This is a genomic window from Xanthomonas sp. SI, from assembly GCF_014236855.1.
Lineage (GTDB): Bacteria > Pseudomonadota > Gammaproteobacteria > Xanthomonadales > Xanthomonadaceae > Xanthomonas_A.
Genome location: NZ_CP051261.1, coordinates 4,513,897 through 4,531,553, shown reverse-complemented (window position 1 = coordinate 4,531,553; position 17,657 = coordinate 4,513,897). Strand labels below are relative to the sequence as shown.

Genomic DNA, 17,657 nt, shown 5'->3' with positions numbered 1-17,657 from the left:
GCGCAAGTGCGCGCGTAGTGCATGCGTGCACAATGGCGATGGCGGCTGCTCGGGTTTCACCGGCCGTCCTTCCCTCTATCGACGAGTCTGTCTATGCCATCGCCTTCCTGGTTTCTGCAGCGCGCGATCGCGCTGTCGTTCGGCGCGCTGTTCGCTCTTGCGGCGGCGATTCCCGCTGCGCATGCGCAGGCCACGCGCTACGCCGATGCCGCGCCGTTGCTGCTGGGCGTGGCCTGGTATCCGGAACAATGGCCGGAGGCGCAGTGGGAGCACGACCTGGCGTTGATGGAGGCGGCGCACGTGCGCGTGGTGCGGATCGGCGAGTTCGCATGGAGCCGCATGGAGCCGCGCGAGGGCCAATACGACTTCGCCTGGATGGATCGCGCCATCGCCGCGGCGGCGCGGCACCACATCGTGGTGGTGCTCGGTACGCCGACCGCGGCGCCGCCAGCGTGGTTGACCCAGGCCTATCCGGATACGCTGCGCGTCGGCGAGGACGGCGTGCGCGACGAGCATGGCAACCGCCAGCAATTCTCCTTCGCCAGCGCGCGCTACCGCCGCTTCGCCCATGCCATCGCCGAGCAGATGGCGCAGCGCTACGGCCGCAATCCGCATGTGGTCGGCTGGCAGCTGGACAACGAATACGCGCAGGCCTCGTTCGATCCGGAGGCCAAGGCGCAGTTCCATGCCTGGTTGCAGCGCAAGTACGGCAGCATTGAGGAACTGAACCGGCGTTGGGCCACCGCGTACTGGAGCCAGACCTACAACGACTTCGCGCAGATCCCGGTGCACGAGGACGGGCAGAATCCGGCGCTGCTGCTGGAGTGGAAGCGCTTCGTCAGCGACACCTGGACGGACTACTCGCGCAACCAGATCGACGCCATCCGCCCGCATGCCGATCCGCGCCAGTTCATCACCACCAACACCATGGGCTGGTTCGCCGGCTTCGACGCGTACACCGTGCACGATGTGCTCGACATCGCCGCGTGGGACGACTACGTCGCCGGCGAGCGCTACGACTGGGTGGACAACGCGGCGCGCCACGATCTCACCCGCGGCTACAAGCAGCGCAACTACTGGGTGATGGAAACGCAGCCGGGCTTCGTCAACTGGCGCGCGACCAACGTGGCGTTGCGCAAGGGCCAGGTGCGGGCGATGGCCTGGCAGGCGGTGGCGCACGGCGCCGATGCGGTCGCGTATTGGCAGTGGCGCGCGGCGCCGAACGGGCAGGAGGAATACCACGGCACCCTGGTCGGCGCCGATGGCGAGCCGGTGCCGGTGTATGCGGAGATCCAGCAGGTCGGCGCGGAGTTCGCCAAGGCCGGCGCGGCGCTGGCGGGCACCACGCCGCACGCGGACGTGGCGCTGATCAACGACTTCGACAGCCGCTGGGCGCTGGGTTTCCAGAAGCATTCGGCCGACTTCGATCCGGTCGTGCAGATGAAGTCGTTCTACCGGCCGCTGCGGCAGCAGGCGCAGGTGGTCGATGTGGTCTCGGCGCTGGCGCCGCTGGACGGCTACAAGCTAGTGGTCGCGCCGTCGCTCAACGTGCTCAGTGAGGCGCAGGCGCAGCGGCTGAAGGCCTATGTCGAACGCGGCGGGCATCTGGTGCTGGGTCCGCGCAGTGCGATGAAGAACGCCGACAACGGCCTGCAACCGCAGCGCCAGCCCGGTCCGCTCGGCGAACTGCTGGGCGGCCGGGTGCAGCAGTTCTATGCGCTGGACAAGCCGATCCCGGTTGCCGGCGCGGCCGGCGAGGGCAGCGCGAAGATCTGGGCCGAGCAGCTGCAGGCGCGTGCGGCGCAGACCGAGGTGCCGTTGCGCTACGGCCAGGCCAACGGCTGGCTGGACGGCGAGCCGGCGGTGCTGACCCGGCGGGTCGGCAAGGGGCGTATCAGCTATGTCGGCGCCTGGCTCGACGACGCCACCCTGGATCGCCTCACCGGCGACTGGCTGCGCGATGCGCAGGTGCGCGCGCCGCTGGCGGACGTGCCCGAGGACGTGGAGGTCGGCGTGCGCAGCGATGGCCGCCGCCGCGTGCTGGTGCTGATCAACCATGGCAGCGATGCGCAGCAGGTGCACCTGCCGGCGCCGATGCGCTCGCTGCTGGGCACGGGTGCGGCCAGCGACGTGGTACAGCTGGCGCCGGAGGGCGTGGCGGTGCTGGACGATCGCCGATGAGCGCGGTTGCGATGCACGGCTGACGCCGTGCGGCCGATCCGTGCGCGTAGCGCGGATCGGCGCAAGGAACGGCCCTGGTGCTGCGCGCGCATTGCGCGCAGCGCGCGTCGCCGCGACACTTGGCGCCGTTGTGCCGGCCTTCCGCCGGCCGGGAGGGAACCCGTGCGCGCGATCGATGCCGAGCACTATCTGATGGATGTCACGCTGAAGAAGGATCGCGTGGCCTCGATGCAGGCCTGGCCGTATTCGCTGCCGGCGGTGCGCAACCTGGGCGTGCTGCGCTTCCATCCGAAGGTGACCTTCATCGTCGGCGAGAACGGCAGTGGCAAGTCGACTCTGTTGGAAGCGATCGCGGTGGCCTGGGGTTTCAATGCCGAGGGCGGGACCAGGAATTTCAACTTCAGCACGCTGGCGTCGCATTCCAACCTGCACGAGGCCTTGCGCCTGGGCCGCAGCGGCCGACGCCCGCGCGACGGGTTTTTCTTGCGCGCTGAGAGTTTCTACAATGTGGCCAGTGAGATCGAGCGCCTGGATGGGGCGCCATCGTTCGGTGCTCCCGTCATCGACAGCTACGGCGGCGTATCGCTGCACGCGCAGTCGCACGGCGAGTCGTTCTTCGCGCTGATGCTGCACCGCTTCGGCGGCAACGGTTTCTATGTGCTGGACGAGCCGGAGGCGGCCTTGTCGCCGTCGCGGCAGATGGCGATGCTGACGCGGCTGCATCAGCTGGTGCAACAGCGCTCGCAGTTCGTGATCGCCACGCATTCGCCGATCCTGATGGCGTACCCGCACGCGGACATCCTGCAGATCGGCGAGGATGGCTTGCAGCGCGTGGCATACCGCGACACCGAGCACTACCGGCTGACGCGCGCGTTCATGGAGCAACCGCAGCGCATGCTGGACACGCTGCTCGACGGCGATTGAAGCCGTGTTCCCGGCGGCCGAGCGCCGACGGCCGGCGTCGGGTCTGTAGAATGATGGCGCCAGCGGGCGTCGCCGCCGCCATCGCGTCGCGGCGTCTTTCTTCCCACTGGAGTTGCCTGTGCCTTCCCATCCGATTTCGCCTGTCGGCCGGCTGTTCGCCGCCGCCGCCTTCTTCGAGGGCCTGACCTGGGCCGGCCTGCTGCTCGGCATGGTGCTCAAGTACGGTACCCAGACCACCGAACTGGGTGTGTGGCTGTTCGGCCGCCTGCACGGGGTGGCGTTCCTGGTCTATCTGGTCGCGAGCGTGGTCGCTGCGGTGCGCCTGCGCTGGCCGTGGTGGGCGTGGCTGCTGAGTCTGCTGGCGGCATTGCCGCCACTGGTCACGGTGCCGCTGGAAATGTGGTTTCGCCGCATCGGGCTGCTCGGCTTGCCGCGGCAGGGCGTGGTGCGATAGCGGCAGCAGGGCCGATCACGCGCCGCTCGGCTCTTCTGCTCGGCGCAAGGCAAAAAAAGCGGCCCGGAGGCCGCTTTTTTCTTGTCCATTGGCGCCGCAGGCTCAGCCGCTGGTCACCAGATGGATGCGGTGCTTCTTGGCGTAGGCATTCTGCGCGGCGTCCAGCGCCGTCGCTTCCTTGTCGAGGGCGTCCGATTCGGTGTTCAGCCGTTCCAGCAGCGGCTGCACCTGCGCTTCGGTGTAACCGTCGGGCAGCGCGGTTATTTCCTGCAGCGTCGCCAGCACCGTGTCGGTCTTCTTGTAGTAGGCCTTCAGCTTGGCGTCCATGTCCTGCGCGTCTTCGGGAATGCCGAAGCCTTCGTAGCCCGTGTTGGAACTTGCGACCTGCTTGCGCGGATTGTTCAGCGCGTTGCGGTGCGGCTGCATCGACTTCAGTTCGCTCGCATCGGCCAGCAGCTGCTCGCCGCGCTCGCCGCCGATCCACGGCTCGGTCACCGAGGTGACGCCGTTCCAGGCCGAGACGTTGTAGGTCAGGTAGTCCTCCGGCGACATGTTCTTTTTGCCGGTGGTGGGATCGCAGGCGGACAGCGCAGCTACGCACAGGGCCAGCAGGACGAGGGTGAGGAGATTTTTCAAGAGGAGTTTCCTTGGTGGGAACGCGCTACCCGCTGGGCGACCGGCATGGGAGCGCAAGGCAAGGAAATCGACGCGTGCGGCATGCCGGGGCGAGGCCGGCGCGATCATCCTTGATGGGTGCAATGGCGGCAGTCCGGGCCGGTAACGCGTTCTGCGCAAGCGATGCGCGGCAAGTATAGCGGCATCGCTGCGCCGGCGCAGTTTGCGCGCGCCAGCCGCTGCGGCGGCTCTAGAATGCAGGCCATCAACGCAGGCAGTGGAAAAGATGGGAAAGCGTCGACGACGGCAACATGGGAGCGCAGCTGCGCACAGATCCGGCCGCCGTCTGCCCGCCTGGTTGCGTTGGCCGGTGTCGCTGTTGGTCGTCGCGCTGGCGGCGGCGAGCGCCTTGTTGAAGCTCTACCTGCTGGTGAAGGCGTTGCTGAGCGGCGTGTACACGAGCGGATCGCGCTTCGGCTCGCCCCAGGTGTATCTGCTGGACGTCGATCCCGGGCGCTATTGGTTCTGGATGGCATGGGACGGGGTTTTCACCGTCTTGTTGCTGTTGCTGGCCGTGGCCATCGCGTGGGTGTTCCTGGTGCTGGACAAGCCGAAATAGCGCGCCGGCGGCGGGACATGCCGCTGCGGTCACTTGCCCATGCAGCGGCGCCAGCGTTCGGCGACGCGCTGCGCGAACCAGGCGGTGGTGAGGGTGCGGGTGATCTTCGGGCTTTCCAGGGTGATGCCGGGCAGGATCGCGCGCGGCAGCGGCTTGCCGGCGTTGCGTTCGGCCAGCGCGAACACCTTGCGGTAGAGTGCGGTGTCGCCGAAATCGGCGGCGTTGCCGCGCTGCAGGGCGCGGCGGATGTCCTTGTCGTCCAGCGCCAGGCGCGAGCCCAGGCTGCGTGCCGCACGTTCGGTGGCGCCGGGCTGGTCGAGGTCGCTGCCGGGAATCAGCAGATCGCCGTCCAGGGCCAGGGTGCTTCCGCTGGCCTTCGCCAATGCCGCCTGGAACGCCGCATTGCGGCTGGCGTACCAGCCGGCGTTGAAGTCGGCGAAGCGATACAGCAGCGCGTCGTAGTCGCTCGGGTAGCCGAGCAGATGACGGGTGCCGAACCACACGCCGCCGCGGCGGCCGAACACCTCGTGGCGTACCGTGTCCTGCAGTGGGTACGGATAGCCATCGGTATGCGCCTCGGCGAAGGCGATGCTCACCTGCATCGGCCCGCCGGTATGCACCGGGTTGAGGTCGCCGAACAGGCGTTGGCCCAGCGGCACGCTGCTGGCGAAGTCTTCGAAGATGGCGCTCAGTTCCTGCTCGGTGCGCGCGGCGGCGATGCGTTCGCCGTAACTGCGGCCATTCGGTGAGGTCACCGCCAGCGCGGCATCGAGCATGAACGCGGGCACATGCAATGCCGACGCGCGGCGGCCGAGTTCGGCGCGCGAGATCTTGCCCAGGCCGGGCACCGGCGGATTGGCCTGGTAGGTGGATTCCTGTTCGATCACCGCCAGCACCGCGCAGATGTTGTCGGCGCTGGTGGCCAGTTCCTGCGAGGACAGCGCCACGTACACGTCGTTGGCCCAGCCGCTGCGGTCGGGGATCGCGGCCGGGATGCGCCGTGCGATGTCGGCCTTGATCTCGGTCGGCGTGCGCTCGGGCGCGCGCGGTGCCTGCGTGGCGCAGGCGCCGAGCAGCAGGGTGGCGCACAGGGCGAGCAGGCGGGCGGATGTGGATGCGATCACGTGCGGCTGGGCTCCGAAGGCAGGCGCGGCGCATTCGCCGCAGGCGCCATCCTACCGTCCAGCGCTGCGCTTCATGTCTGAGGGATCCTCTGGACGTGCGCGGCCGCTGTCGCTGCGGCGCGATCTTCTTCGGACCCCATCACATGCGCCGCGAACCCGACCTGGCCCTGCGCGACCTGCGGCCGCAGCGTCAGCTCCGGAATGGCATAGTCGCCGCCGTTCTGCTTGCGGAACGCGATCGGCGCGGCGCTCCACAGCGTGTCCAGGCGTTGGCCGAGCGTGTCGCGGATCTGTGCGAACCGGTCCGCATCCATGCGGCTGCTGCGATAGACCACGAATGGCGGCAGCACGTCGAAGCCTGGGTAGTGCAGGATGCCGTGCTGGATCGGGAACAGCACATCGTCGATCGGGCCGTTGATGCCGCGCGGCGCGTAGTGCGATTCCCAGCCGCCGGTGGTGACGATCAGCATCGCGCGCTTGCCGGCCAGCGTGCCCTCGCCGTAGCGGTCGCCCCAGCGCAGGTCGGAATGTTCGCCGACGCCGTAGGCGAAGCCATACGCATAGACGCGGTCCACCCAGCCTTTCAGGATCGCCGGCATCGAGAACCACCACAGCGGGAACTGCAGCAGCACGGCGTCGGCCCAGCGCAGCTTGTCCTGCTCGGCGGCGATGTCGGCGCTCTGGCGGCCGTTGGCGAAGGCGCGTTGGGAGTCCAGCGACGGATCGAAGCGGTCGCCGGACGCGCCGTCCAGGCTGTCCTGCGCGTCGAGCGTCGGCTTCCACTGCATCGCATATAGGTCCGATACCTGCGCATGGTGCCCGGCGGCCTGCAGGCGTTGCACGGCGAAGTCCTTGAGCGCGCCGTTGAGCGATGTGGGTTCGGGATGGGCATAGACCAGCAACACGTTCATGGGCGACCTCGGCAATGGGATGCAGCCAAGGTAGGTCGTAGCCAGCTATAGTTGAAATGAATTACAGGAATTCCAGCTATAACCATGCTTAATTTCGGACGCCTGGACCTGAACCTGCTGCTGACCCTGGACGCGCTGCTCGCCGAGCACAACGTGACCCGCGCCGCCGAGCGCCTGCATCTGTCGCAACCCTCGGTCAGCGTGCATCTGGCCAAGCTGCGCGAGGCGCTGGACGATCCGCTGCTGCTGCCCGGGCCGCGCGGCATGCGCCCGACCGCACGCGCCGAGGCTTTGCGCGCGCCGCTGCGGCAGGCGCTGGAGGCGCTGCAGCGCGCGGTGGCGGCGGATGCGCCGTTCGACCCCGCGCAGGCTAGCAATAGCTGGCGCGTGGCCGCGACCGACTATGGCGAATCGACCATCCTGCTGCCGGCGCTGGCCGCGCTGCGCAGCGAGGCGCCGGGCACGCGATTGGCGGTGCTGGAAATGGCGCCGTTGCAGATCGCGCGCCAGGCCGAGCAGGGCGAGATCGACCTGGCCCTGCATACCCGCGATGGCGCGCCGCCGAACCTGCGCCAACGCACGCTGTTCGCCGAAGACTATGTGCTGGTCGGTCGCGCTGGACATCCGCGGCTGCAGCGGCGGCCGACGCTGGCGCAATTCTGCAAGCTCGAACATGTAATCGTGTCGCCGGACGGCGGCGGTTTCAGCGGTGTCACCGACGCGGCGCTGCACGCGCGTGGGCTGCAGCGCCGGGTGGTGCTGTCGGTGCCGCATTTCCTGTTCGTCATCGACGCGCTGCTGCGTACCGATCTGGTGGCGATGCTGCCGTCGCGGCTGGTGCGCGCGCATTCCGGGCTGAAGGTTTGCGCGCCGCCGGTCGCCGTGGCCGGTTACGAGATGGCCATGCTCTGGCACGAACGCGTGCACCGCGATCCGGCGCATCGCTGGTTGCGCGAGCGGATTGCTGCTTCGGTGTGAGGATCGACTGTTGGTGGCGTTCTTTCGGCGGTTTATGTGTTGTGGAGCTGTGCCGGGGCATCGATCGCGATGGGGTGTCTGTCGCGGCTGAAGCCGCTCCTACAAGGGCGTGCGGCTAGCTTGCGGGTGTCGCAAGAATGAGCCGGCCGCTTCTGCAACCGAATCGGGATGGGCTAGCGGCGTGTCGCCAGCACGCCGTCCAGCGCGAGTTCTGCGCGGAAGCCGGCCTTCTCCAGGCGCTTGGCCACCTCGCGCGGCACGTCGCGGCCGCTGGTCAGCTTGTTCGGGCTGCCGGTGTAGTGGAACAGTCGCCCGCCGCGGCGCAGCACCCGCGCGAGCTGGTCGTAGAACGCCTGCGAGTACAGCTCGCCGGCGATGCCGAAGCGTGGCGGGTCGTGCAGCAGCGCATCCATCGAATCGCTGGCGATGGCGAGGATGGCCTCGGCGACGTCGGCATGCGTCAGCTGCAGGCGACCCTCGCTGGCCGCCGGATCCGGCGACCACGGATTGAGCGTGCGCAGCCACAGCACGTCGGCGTTCTTCTCGAACGAGTGCAGTTGCGCCACGCCGGCCTCCAGCGCGCAGGCGGCGAAATAGCCCAGCCCACCGCAGGTGTCGAGCACCCGCTTGCCACGCGGCTCGATCAGCGCCACCTTGCGCCGCGCGTCCTCGAACGGCGACAGCTGCGCGCTCGGCAGCATCTTGATGCCGTCGATCTCGAAGGTCGGCGCGCCCCATTCGGTCGGAACCAGCTTGATCAGCGCGCCGCCGAAGCGCGACACCGGCGCGAAGTCCTCGCCATCCCAATGGTAGATCGTGCGGTCCTTGAGCTTGGGCGGATACGGATACGCCTGCCCGCGCCACTGCCAGCTTTCCGCGTCGAGCACGGCCTGGCCTTCGCTGCGCTGCAGATCCAGCGACCCGGTCCAGGTGGCGGCGCCGCCATCGCGTGCGGCAAGCAGCGCGTCGGCGAGCGGGCGGGTCAGCAGGGGGCCGGAGGAATGGGTCACGTCGAGGGAGGCGATGCCAGCGCGCGCTGCGCGAGGCCGGGTCGTCGGTACGGGGGAGGGCATCGTAACCGAGGCCCGCGGCGAAGTCCTGCGCCGGCGCGGCCGTGGCGTGCCAGGCATGCGGCGTCGGAATGCGTCGCACAGTACTCGTCGGCAACGACGGCGCAATCCGCAGCGGCACGTGGCTCGCGCGCGTGCTAGTTGCGGCGAACCGTCATGGTGGCCGTGGCGATGGCGACGCATAATGGCGCCGTCCTCCCCCCAATGGCCGACGCCGCGCGCGGCGCCAGCTGCCAGGATCCGCGATGCTCAAAGGTGTGCTGCTCGGTTTCGCCTGCTATGCCGCCTATTCGATCAGCGATGCGTTCGTGAAGGGCCTGGAGGGCACGCTGCCGGCCTACGAGGTGGTGTTCTTCGGCGCGTTGCTGATGCTCGCCGCGCTGCCGTTCCTGAAGAAGCGCGGCGACCGCTGGCGCGAGGTGGTGGTGGCGCAGCGTCCCAGCATCTGGCTGCTGCGCGCGTTCACCGGCGCGGTCGGCAATCTGTCGGCGGTCACCGCGTTCACCCTGTTGCCGATGGCCGAGGCGTTCGCGCTGATCTTCCTGATGCCGATCTTCGTCACCGTGCTGTCGGTGCTGCTGCTCAAGGAGGAGGTGCGCTGGCGGCGCTGGCTGGCGGTGATCGTCGGGTTCGTCGGCGTGCTGATCGTGTTGCGGCCCGGCTTCCGACATCTGAGCGAAGGCCATGTCGCGGCCATCGTCTGCGGCTTGGTCGGAGCGGTGTCGGTGATCAGCCTGCGCATGGCCGGGCCGGGCGAGAAGCGCCTGACCCTGTACGGCGCCGGCGTGCTCGGCCCGTTGCTGATGGGCGCGCTGCTGATGCTGCCGACCTTCGTGTGGCCGACCTGGCAGCAATGGGTGCTGCTGGCCGGCTATGGCCTGCTCGCCGGCCTGGCGGCGATTTTCCTGATGTATGCGTCGCGGCTGGCGCCGGTCAGCGCGGTGGCGCCGACCCAGTACAGCCAGATGCTGTGGGCGATCGGCTTCGGCTACTTGCTGTTCCACGATCACCTTGACTGGCCGATGCTGGTCGGCATCGCGCTGATCCTGGGCGCCGGCCTGTTCACCCTGGTGCGCGAGGAAAAAGTCACGCAGTGGTGGCGGCGCACCAAGATCGTGTGAGGCGCCGGCGTCGCGCGCGGTCCGCGCTGGCGCTCGCTCCGCTGCGGCGCTGCGCCGCCTCAGTGCGCAGACCGCACGCGATCAGCAAATCCCCGATGGTGCGCCGTGCGCGCCGTGCCGATGCTGGCCCCTCACGGACGAGGCACGGCATGGGCGCGCGGCGCCGGTTCTTTTCTTCCATCGAATCTGGAGATTTTCATGATCAACGAATTGGCGGGCGAGGCGATCGGCTTCGTCCAGGGGCCTTCGGGCCGCGTGGTGGCAGGCGTGGTGGCGGGCAACGGCCAGATCCGCAACGGCAGCGGCTTCTCGGTGGCGCGGACCGGCACCGGACACTATCTGCTGTCGTTCCAGCCGGCGTTCGAGACCCTGGGCGGTGCCGCCATCACCCAGATCTACGGCGGCGACGGCGACACCCGCGACAACGCGGTCATCATCCGCATCGACGCGCGGCAGGTGCTGATCAAGACCGGCGACGGCAACGGCGCGCAATCCGATCGCGACTTCAGTTTCGTGGCGCTGGGCCAGGGCGCCAAGCCGGTGTGATCGCGATGCCCGGCCGGGCGCTGCGCGGTGCATGGCAGCATCCGGCCGCGGTTGCCGCCGTGCGGTGGCATGCAATGCGCCGCTACTGGCGGACGCTGGCCGGGTCCACTATGTTGTCCGACTGACCCCTGCCGATGGCCGCGCCCATGTCCGACCCGTCCGCCCAGCCCGACCATCTGCAGCGCAGCCTGTCCAACCGCCACCTGCAGTTGATCGCGATCGGCGGCGCCATCGGCACCGGCCTGTTCATGGGCTCGGGCAAGACCATCAGCCTGGCTGGCCCGTCGATCCTGTTCGTGTACCTGATCATCGGCGCGATGCTGTTCTTCGTGATGCGCGCGATGGGCGAACTGCTGCTGTCGAACCTGGAATACAAGTCGTTCATCGACTTCTCCACCGATCTGCTCGGTCCGTGGGCCGGGTTCTTCTGCGGCTGGACCTACTGGTTCTGCTGGATCATCACCGCCATCGCCGACGTCATCGCGATCGCCGCCTATGCGCAGTTCTGGTTCCCCGGCCTGGCGCCGTGGATCCCGGCGATGCTGTGCGTGCTGTTGCTGCTGAGCCTGAACCTGGTGACGGTGAAGCTGTTCGGCGAAATGGAATTCTGGTTCGCGCTGATCAAGATCGTCGCCATCTGCGCATTGATCATTACCGGCGCCGGGCTGGTGGCCTGGGGCTTCCAGTCGCCGTCCGGGCACGTGGCGTCGCTGGCCAATCTGTGGAACGACGGCGGCATGTTCCCGATGGGCATCGGCGGTTTCTTCGCCGGCTTCCAGATCGCGGTGTTCGCCTTCGTCGGCATCGAGCTGGTCGGCACCACCGCCGCCGAGACCGCCGACCCGCAGCGCAACCTGCCCAAGGCGATCAATTCGATTCCGGTGCGGATCCTGGTGTTCTACGTGCTGGCGCTGATCGCGATCATGGCGGTGACGCCGTGGCGCGAGGTGGTGCCGGGCAAGAGCCCGTTCGTGGAGCTGTTCGTGCTGGCCGGGGTGCCGGCCGCGGCCAGCCTGATCAACTTCGTGGTGCTGACCTCGGCCACCTCCTCGGCCAACAGCGGCATCTTCTCCACCAGCCGCATGCTGTATGGCCTGGCCGAGGAGCGGCATGCGCCGCGCGGCTTCGCCCGGCTGTCGCGCGCGGCGGTGCCGGCGCGCGGGCTGCTGTTCTCCTGCGCCTGCCTGCTCGGCGGCACGCTGCTGGTGTACCTGATCCCGAACCTGGTCACCGCCTTCACCCTGGTCACCACCTTGGCCGCGGTGCTGTTCATGTTCGTCTGGTCGCTGATCCTGTGCGCGTACATCGCCTACCGGCGCAAGCGCCCGCAGCTGCATGCGGCCTCGGCGTTCAAGATGCCCGGCGGCGTGCTCATGTGCTACGTGTGCCTGGCGTTCTTCGCCTTCGTGCTGGCGTTGCTGACCCTGCAGGACGACACCCGGCAGGCCTTGTTGGCCAGCCCCGCCTGGTTCCTGCTGCTGGGCATCGGCTATGCGTTGAAGCGTCGCGGTGGCGCGCGCGCCTGAGCGGCGGCCGCGTTGCGTGGCCGGCCTAGCGCGGAGATGGTGCTGTTCGGTGCGGTGTCGCGGCGTGGGCGGCTGCGGTGAGTGCCTGCGCCGTTGACGTTCGCTTCAGCCGCGGCGGAGGATGCTCGCGCCCTCCCGCCATCAAGCCGATCCCGATGATCACGATCCACCGCATTGCCGGAACCTCCGCGCAACCGTTCTGCTGGGTGGACCTGTGCCAGCCCAGCGCCGAGGAACTGGCCGAGGCCGACCGGCAGGTGGGGTTCGCCTTGCCCACGCGGGCGGCGATCGGCGAGATCGAGTTCAGCAGCCGGGTGCGCACCGAGGGCGACGTGCTGTTCCTCAACGTGCCGCGTTTCCAGGACGACGACGGCCCGACCGCGCCGCTGGGCTTCGCGCTGTCGCCGCGGATGCTTGTGACCCAGCGCGAGCAGCGCATGGGTTCGTTGCAGGCGGTGGCTGCGCAACTGGAGAAGAACCCGTGCCGGAGCAGCGACGATCTGCTGCTGCGCCTGCTCGATCAGGTGGTCGGCCGCTTGGCGGACCGGCTGGAAGCCCTGGAAGCGGAGATCACCGAGACCACCCGCATGGCCTTCGACGAACCGCACAAGTCGCGCGATCTGGAGCGGATGCTCAATGCGGTCGGCGGCATGGGGCGGCGGCTCGGCGGCATGCACAACGCCGGGCAGGGCCTGTTGCGCCTGGCCACCTACCTGGACGGCGCCGCGCCGGACTGGTTCGGCGCCGATGCGGCCAAGCGCATCGTCCTGCTGCACAAGGACCTGGTCACCCTGAGCGAGTTCGAGCAGCACCTGGACGACCGTGTCGAGTTCCTGCTCGACAGCGTGCTGGGCATGATCAACATGGACCAGAACAACGTGATGAAGGTGATGGCGGTGGCGTCGGTGGTGGGCATTCCGCCGACGGTGCTGGTCGGCATCTGGGGCATGAACTTCGCGCACATGCCCGAACTCAAGTGGCACGACGCCTATTACTGGGCCTTGGGCGTGATCGCGCTGAGCGTGGTGCTGCCGCTGGCGTGGTTCCGCCGCCGCGGCTGGGTGTGAGCGCGGCGGCAGGCGCTCGTGTTTGCTAGGCGGCGAGGCTGTCCGCTTCGGCTTCCGTCTCGCTGTCGCCGCGCTCTTCGCCGCTGATGTGCTGCACCGGCGCGATGTCCCAGGACACCGTGTCCGGATCGATCAGCGCGTGGATCGCCGCGCCGCGCAGTTCGCGCATCAGCCGCCGCGCCGAGGCGGTGCCATGCGCCACGCTGTCCCAAAGCAGCATGTCGACCACGGTGCCGTCGCGGCGCCGGGCGATGCGCCGCGAGCGGAAGCCGGGCTGGCGTTGCAGCCAGGCATCGACCTCGGCGTTGGCGCGCAGGAAGGTGCGCCAGGTGCAGTCCTGCAGGCGGAAGGTGGTGATTTCCAGGGCTTCGCTATGCGCTTGCATCGGCTCAGCCCTGCGCTTTGCGCGGCGCGGCGCAGTGAAGGGAACGGGTGCGGCGGGGCGCGGCGGCGGCGATCGGCGCGCAAGTGGGGGAGGAGGGGAGCAGGATGGGCATGGGAGCACTCCGGTAGACGCGACGGGGGATCCGGCCTGCACAGAATGCGAGCGCGGCGCCGGGCCGCGTTATCGCGATCCCGCGGAATTCTTGTCCGATCCTGCAAACCGTGCCGCGGCGGCGAACGCGCCGTCGCAGCATCAGGCAAGCTGTATGTCCCTGGATTGCCCGCCACCGCGCCGACGCCGATGACCGCGCTTGCCGACCGCTATCAAGAAATCGCCGCCTTCATTGCCCGATTGGCCGTCCCCGACGGCGACGGCGATACCGCCATCGACGGCCTGTACTGTTCGTACCGCACCGCGCCCTCGCCAAAGACGCACACCGCGCAGTGGCCGTGCTTCGCCCTGGTGGTGCAGGGCGAGAAGTGCCTGAGCCTGGGGGCCGAGGAATACCACTACGCGGCCGGCACCTATCTGCTGGTGGCGCTGGACCTGCCGGTGGTCTCGCGCATCACCCAGGCCAGCCTGGAGCAGCCATTGCTGGGCCTGGCCATGGCGATCCGCCCGGACCGGCTGCGCGACCTGCTCGAACGCATTCCGTTGCCGGCGCAGGCCAGCGCCGATTGCGTGCGTGGCGTGTCGGTCAACACCGCCAGCGCAGCGCTGCTGGATGCGACGCTGCGCATGCTGCGGCTGCTCGAACAGCCCGACGACATCGCCGCGATGGCGCCGCTGATCGAGCAGGAAATCCTGTATCGCCTGCTGACCGGCCCGTGCGGCCCGAACCTGCTGCGCATCGCGCAGGAGGACAGCCCCAGCAACCGCATCGCCAAGGCGATCGCGTGGCTGCGCCAGCATTACGCCGAGCCGATACGGATCGAAGACCTGGCGCGGCAGGTGAACATGAGCGCCTCGTCGCTGCACCACCATTTCAACGCGGTGACCGCGATGACCCCGCTGCAATACCAGAAGCAGCTGCGCCTGCGCGAGGCGCGGCGGCTGATGGTGGTGGAGCGGATGGACGTGGGTTCGGCCGGCTATCGCGTCGGCTATCAGAGCCCGTCGCAGTTCAGCCGCGAATACAGCCGCCTGTACGGCCGCTCGCCGCGCAACGACCTGGCCGAACAGCTCGGCCTGGGTGGCTGACCGCGCCGGCCTGGTCTATCGTGCCCGGCCCGAGTGCATGCCGAGGCCGCTGCGATGGACTGTTCCGACGAGACCGCAAGCAAGTTCCTGAGCTGGGTGTTGCGGCACCAGCCGCAGGCGATCGGGCTGCGGCTCGATGCGCAGGGCTGGGCCTCGATCGACGACCTGCTGCGGCTGGCGCAGCCCACCCATCCGTTGACCCATGCGCAACTGCAGCGGGTGGTGGCGCACAGCGACAAGCAGCGTTTCGCGATCAGCGCCGATGGCCAGCGCATCCGCGCCAATCAGGGGCATTCGCTGCCGGTGGACCTGGGCCTGACATCCGCGGAGCCGCCGCCGCAGCTGTACCACGGCACGGCGACCCGGTTCGTGGACGCGATCCGCCGCGACGGGTTGCTGCCGGGCCAGCGCCAGCACGTGCACCTGTCCGTGTCGCCCGACACGGCCTTGCAGGTCGGGCAGCGCTACGGGCAGGCCGTGTTGCTGACGGTGCGCGCGCAGGCCATGGCCGAGGCGGGGCATGCGTTCTATCGCGCCGACAACGGCGTCTGGCTGACCGCGCAGGTGCCGGTGGCGTTCATCGATTTCGCAGCTGCGGCCGCTTAGGAGCCCGCCAGACACGCACGCGAGCGCTTCCCTGTGCCGCGCGCTTTGTCTAAGGTGCCTGACCATTCGTTGCGCGGGCAGGGCATGAGAAAGACCGGAGTGTGGCTGCTGTTGCTGGCGCTGGTATCGCTCGCGGTGTTCGCGTGGTGGCGAAGCGAACGTCCGCACAGCGCAGTGCGCACCTCCAGCGCGCCGGCGCCGACACCACTGGGTTGGCTGGCGCAGCTGCAGTGGGTAGCCGGTGACGGCGTGCGCGGCCTGGCCGATGGCGCCGCCGGGCGTGCGCGCTTCGCCGATCCCTACGGCATCGTGGTCGATGCGCACGGCGTGCTGTACGTGGCCGACGCCGGCGACAACAACCGCATCCGCCGCATCGCCCGCGACGGCGTGGTGTCCACCATCGCCGGCGGCGCCGAAGGCTTCGTTGACGGCCCTGCCGGCACGGCGCGCTTCGCGACGCCATCGGGCATCGCCGTGGACGCGGCGGGCACGCTGTACATCGCCGATACCGGCAACCATGCGATCCGCAAACTCAGCGCGCAGGGCATGGTGAGCACCTTGGCCGGCGACGGCACGGCCGGTTTCCGCGACGGCCCGGCCGCGCAGGCGCGCTTCAACGGCCCGATGGGCGTGGCAGTGGATGCGCAGGGGCGCGTCTACGTCGCCGATACCTACAACGACCGCATCCGCGTGATCGAGCGCGATGGCCAGGTGCGCACGCTCGCCGGCGGCGAACGTCCGGGCTATGCCGATGGCATGGGCGCCGAGGCGCGCTTCGATACGCCGACCGACCTGAAGGTGGACCGCGCCGGCGTGCTGTGGATCGCCGACCTGCGCAACAACGCGATCCGCCAGCTGCTGCCGGACGGGCGAGTGATCACCCTGGCCGGCGCCAGCGAGGCCTCGCCGCTATCGCGGCCGCTGAGCCTGGGCCTGACCTTCGATGGTCACGGCTACGTCGGCAGCGACGACGGCCGCGTGCTGCAGGTCACCTCGACCGGGCACGTGCTGGTGCTGTCCGGCGAGCGCAGCGACACCAGCCTGGCGCGTCCGGCCGGCGTGACCGTGGCCGCGGACGGCGCGGTCTACGTTACCGATGCGGGCAGCGCGCGGGTGCACCGGCTGCTGCCGACCACGCCGCAGGCCGCTGCCGCCGCCGCGCCCGCGGTGATCGGACCCGCCGCCGCACAGCCGCTGCCAATCACCCACGGCCGCTGGCCGCTGCGCCCGCAGGACGGCTGGCACGAGGTGGTCGGCACGCTCGGCGAGGTGCGCGGCAACTACCAGGGCGAGAGCCGCGACCATCTGCATGCAGGCCTGGATATCCGCGGCGACGTCGGGCAGACGGTCTACGCCATCGCCGATGCCAAGGTCGCCAGCGCCAGCGCGACCTGGGCGCTGGGCAAGCTCGGCGAAGGCATGGCGCTGGACCAGCTCGGCTACATCCACATGCGCGTGGGCCGCACCGCGCAGGGCGCGCCGCTGGATCCGCAACGCTTCCACCTGCTCACCGACGACAGCGGCGCGCCGGAGCGGGTGCGCGTGCTGCGCGGCACCCGCTTCGCCGCCGGCGACGCGCTGGGCACGATCAACGCGATGGCGCATGTGCACCTGAGCGTCGGCGCCAGCGGCTTCGAACGCAATGCAGTGCTGCTCGGCTTCCGCGACTACGCCGATCACTACCCGCCGCAGATCCAGCGCATCGAACTGTTCGACGGCACCGGCCAGGCGCTGCCGGCGACGCAAGGACGGGTGCGGGTGGCGCGCGGCAACGGCGGCGTGCAGATCGTGGTGGAGGCCTGGGACCAGGTGGATCGCAACCTGCCGCGCCGGCGCCTTGGCCTGTACGCGCTGGGCTACGAAGTGCTCGATGCGCAAGGCCGGGCGTTGCCCGGTGCCGCGCCGCCGCAGCCGAGCATCCAGTTCGACCGCATGCCCGCCGATGCCGACGCGGTGAAGGTGGCCTACGCCGCCGACAGCGGCATCACCGTGCACGGCAGCGCCACGACCCGCTTCCGCTACGTGGTGACCAACACCGTGCGCGACGGCCACATCGCCGAAGGACGATGGCAGCCGGACGCGCTGCCCGCGGGCGACTACCTGATCCGCATCACCGCAAGCGACTACAGCGGCAACCAGGCCATCGCCAATCGCGACCTGCGGGTGACGCTGGAATAGGCGCAGGCACCGCGGCGACATGCGCGCGCACGACGGCAGCCGAGCCGATTGCGAAGACGAGCCTGGAGCCGATGCGCTTATCGAATTGCAGGCATCAGCCCCTTGTGGAAGCGACTTCAGGGCACCTCGAACAACCATAGTTTCATCACTAT

At 69.2% G+C, this 17,657-nt stretch carries 17 protein-coding genes; 12 read left to right on the top strand and 5 right to left on the bottom strand.

Features of this window, described 5'->3' with window-relative positions:
* Positions 1-93 precede the first annotated feature (93 nt).
* The 3 genes from HEP75_RS19210 (at position 94) to HEP75_RS19200 (ending at position 3,559) form a co-directional block, all read left to right on the top strand.
* On the top strand, positions 94-2,181 hold the full coding sequence (locus tag HEP75_RS19210) for a beta-galactosidase (RefSeq protein ID WP_185824571.1): 2,088 nt from the start codon (positions 94-96) through the stop codon (positions 2,179-2,181).
* A gap of 162 nt (positions 2,182-2,343) precedes the next feature.
* Positions 2,344-3,105, top strand: a complete 762-nt coding sequence (locus HEP75_RS19205; RefSeq protein WP_221899281.1) for an AAA family ATPase — start codon at positions 2,344-2,346, stop codon at positions 3,103-3,105.
* A 133-nt stretch (positions 3,106-3,238) separates the two neighbouring features.
* Positions 3,239-3,559 (top strand): DUF3817 domain-containing protein, encoded by a 321-nt coding sequence (locus tag HEP75_RS19200; protein WP_185826663.1) that lies wholly within the window; start codon positions 3,239-3,241, stop codon positions 3,557-3,559.
* 102 nt (positions 3,560-3,661) lie between these two features.
* On the opposite strand, the gene HEP75_RS19195 is transcribed toward HEP75_RS19200, so the two are convergent.
* Positions 3,662-4,195, bottom strand: a complete 534-nt coding sequence (locus tag HEP75_RS19195; protein WP_185821204.1) for a hypothetical protein — start codon at positions 4,193-4,195, stop codon at positions 3,662-3,664.
* A gap of 349 nt (positions 4,196-4,544) precedes the next feature.
* Here HEP75_RS19195 and HEP75_RS19190 point away from each other — a divergent pair, with 349 nt between their 5' ends.
* Positions 4,545-4,793 carry a hypothetical protein gene (locus HEP75_RS19190; protein ID WP_255423563.1) on the top strand — a complete coding sequence of 83 codons (249 nt, stop codon included), beginning with the start codon at positions 4,545-4,547 and terminating at the stop codon, positions 4,791-4,793.
* Positions 4,794-4,822: 29 nt separating this feature from the next.
* On the opposite strand, the gene HEP75_RS19185 is transcribed toward HEP75_RS19190, so the two are convergent.
* Together HEP75_RS19185 and HEP75_RS19180 are read right to left on the bottom strand one after the other, a co-directional pair.
* On the bottom strand, positions 4,823-5,914 hold the full coding sequence (locus HEP75_RS19185) for a DUF1615 domain-containing protein (protein WP_185826662.1): 1,092 nt from the start codon (positions 5,912-5,914) through the stop codon (positions 4,823-4,825).
* 74 nt (positions 5,915-5,988) lie between these two features.
* Complete coding sequence (locus HEP75_RS19180) at positions 5,989-6,828, bottom strand: NAD(P)H-dependent oxidoreductase (protein WP_185824570.1); 840 nt, start codon at positions 6,826-6,828, stop codon at positions 5,989-5,991.
* An 84-nt stretch (positions 6,829-6,912) separates the two neighbouring features.
* Here HEP75_RS19180 and HEP75_RS19175 point away from each other — a divergent pair, with 84 nt between their 5' ends.
* Positions 6,913-7,806, top strand: coding sequence for a LysR family transcriptional regulator (locus tag HEP75_RS19175; protein ID WP_185824569.1), 894 nt, complete (start codon positions 6,913-6,915; stop codon positions 7,804-7,806).
* A gap of 173 nt (positions 7,807-7,979) precedes the next feature.
* Here the strand turns inward: HEP75_RS19175 and HEP75_RS19170 are convergent, their stop codons facing one another.
* Positions 7,980-8,816 carry an SAM-dependent methyltransferase gene (locus HEP75_RS19170; protein WP_185821201.1) on the bottom strand — a complete coding sequence of 279 codons (837 nt, stop codon included), beginning with the start codon at positions 8,814-8,816 and terminating at the stop codon, positions 7,980-7,982.
* Between the two features lie 305 nt (positions 8,817-9,121).
* Here HEP75_RS19170 and HEP75_RS19165 point away from each other — a divergent pair, with 305 nt between their 5' ends.
* The 4 genes from HEP75_RS19165 to HEP75_RS19150 all read left to right on the top strand — a co-directional run bounded on the left by HEP75_RS19165 (position 9,122) and on the right by HEP75_RS19150 (position 13,136).
* Positions 9,122-9,997, top strand: a complete 876-nt coding sequence (locus tag HEP75_RS19165) for a DMT family transporter (protein WP_185824568.1) — start codon at positions 9,122-9,124, stop codon at positions 9,995-9,997.
* A 198-nt stretch (positions 9,998-10,195) separates the two neighbouring features.
* The gene (locus HEP75_RS19160) at positions 10,196-10,543 is read left to right on the top strand and encodes a hypothetical protein (RefSeq protein WP_185814145.1); all 348 of its coding nucleotides are present in this window, start codon (positions 10,196-10,198) and stop codon (positions 10,541-10,543) included.
* Between the two features lie 146 nt (positions 10,544-10,689).
* On the top strand, positions 10,690-12,069 hold the full coding sequence (gene cycA / locus HEP75_RS19155) for a D-serine/D-alanine/glycine transporter (RefSeq protein WP_185824567.1): 1,380 nt from the start codon (positions 10,690-10,692) through the stop codon (positions 12,067-12,069).
* A gap of 155 nt (positions 12,070-12,224) precedes the next feature.
* Positions 12,225-13,136, top strand: coding sequence for a CorA family divalent cation transporter (locus HEP75_RS19150; RefSeq protein ID WP_185824566.1), 912 nt, complete (start codon positions 12,225-12,227; stop codon positions 13,134-13,136).
* Positions 13,137-13,161: 25 nt separating this feature from the next.
* Here HEP75_RS19150 and HEP75_RS19145 read toward each other — a convergent pair whose 3' ends face one another.
* Entirely contained in the window at positions 13,162-13,521 is a 360-nt protein-coding gene (locus HEP75_RS19145) for a hypothetical protein (protein WP_185824565.1), read from the bottom strand.
* Positions 13,522-13,821: 300 nt separating this feature from the next.
* On the opposite strand from HEP75_RS19145, the gene HEP75_RS19140 reads away from it, so the two are divergent.
* The 3 genes from HEP75_RS19140 (at position 13,822) to HEP75_RS19130 (ending at position 17,505) form a co-directional block, all read left to right on the top strand.
* Positions 13,822-14,721, top strand: coding sequence for an AraC family transcriptional regulator (locus HEP75_RS19140; protein WP_185824564.1), 900 nt, complete (start codon positions 13,822-13,824; stop codon positions 14,719-14,721).
* 54 nt (positions 14,722-14,775) lie between these two features.
* Positions 14,776-15,327 carry an RNA 2'-phosphotransferase gene (locus HEP75_RS19135; RefSeq protein WP_185824563.1) on the top strand — a complete coding sequence of 184 codons (552 nt, stop codon included), beginning with the start codon at positions 14,776-14,778 and terminating at the stop codon, positions 15,325-15,327.
* An 84-nt stretch (positions 15,328-15,411) separates the two neighbouring features.
* Positions 15,412-17,505 carry an NHL repeat-containing protein gene (locus tag HEP75_RS19130; RefSeq protein ID WP_185824562.1) on the top strand — a complete coding sequence of 698 codons (2,094 nt, stop codon included), beginning with the start codon at positions 15,412-15,414 and terminating at the stop codon, positions 17,503-17,505.
* Positions 17,506-17,657: the final 152 nt, after the last annotated feature.

What these genes read in the sequence shown, in the direction of transcription:
- HEP75_RS19210 (WP_185824571.1), top strand. Translation starts at nt 94, where the DNA reads ATGCCATCGCCTTCCTGGTTTCTGCAGCGCGCGATCGCGCTGTCGTTC.
- HEP75_RS19180 (WP_185824570.1), bottom strand. Translation starts at nt 6,828, where the DNA reads ATGAACGTGTTGCTGGTCTATGCCCATCCCGAACCCACATCGCTCAAC.
- HEP75_RS19175 (WP_185824569.1), top strand. Translation starts at nt 6,913, where the DNA reads ATGCTTAATTTCGGACGCCTGGACCTGAACCTGCTGCTGACCCTGGAC.
- HEP75_RS19165 (WP_185824568.1), top strand. Translation starts at nt 9,122, where the DNA reads ATGCTCAAAGGTGTGCTGCTCGGTTTCGCCTGCTATGCCGCCTATTCG.
- HEP75_RS19160 (WP_185814145.1), top strand. Translation starts at nt 10,196, where the DNA reads ATGATCAACGAATTGGCGGGCGAGGCGATCGGCTTCGTCCAGGGGCCT.
- cycA (WP_185824567.1), top strand. Translation starts at nt 10,690, where the DNA reads ATGTCCGACCCGTCCGCCCAGCCCGACCATCTGCAGCGCAGCCTGTCC.
- HEP75_RS19150 (WP_185824566.1), top strand. Translation starts at nt 12,225, where the DNA reads ATGATCACGATCCACCGCATTGCCGGAACCTCCGCGCAACCGTTCTGC.
- HEP75_RS19145 (WP_185824565.1), bottom strand. Translation starts at nt 13,521, where the DNA reads ATGCAAGCGCATAGCGAAGCCCTGGAAATCACCACCTTCCGCCTGCAG.
- HEP75_RS19140 (WP_185824564.1), top strand. Translation starts at nt 13,822, where the DNA reads ATGACCGCGCTTGCCGACCGCTATCAAGAAATCGCCGCCTTCATTGCC.
- HEP75_RS19135 (WP_185824563.1), top strand. Translation starts at nt 14,776, where the DNA reads ATGGACTGTTCCGACGAGACCGCAAGCAAGTTCCTGAGCTGGGTGTTG.
- HEP75_RS19130 (WP_185824562.1), top strand. Translation starts at nt 15,412, where the DNA reads ATGAGAAAGACCGGAGTGTGGCTGCTGTTGCTGGCGCTGGTATCGCTC.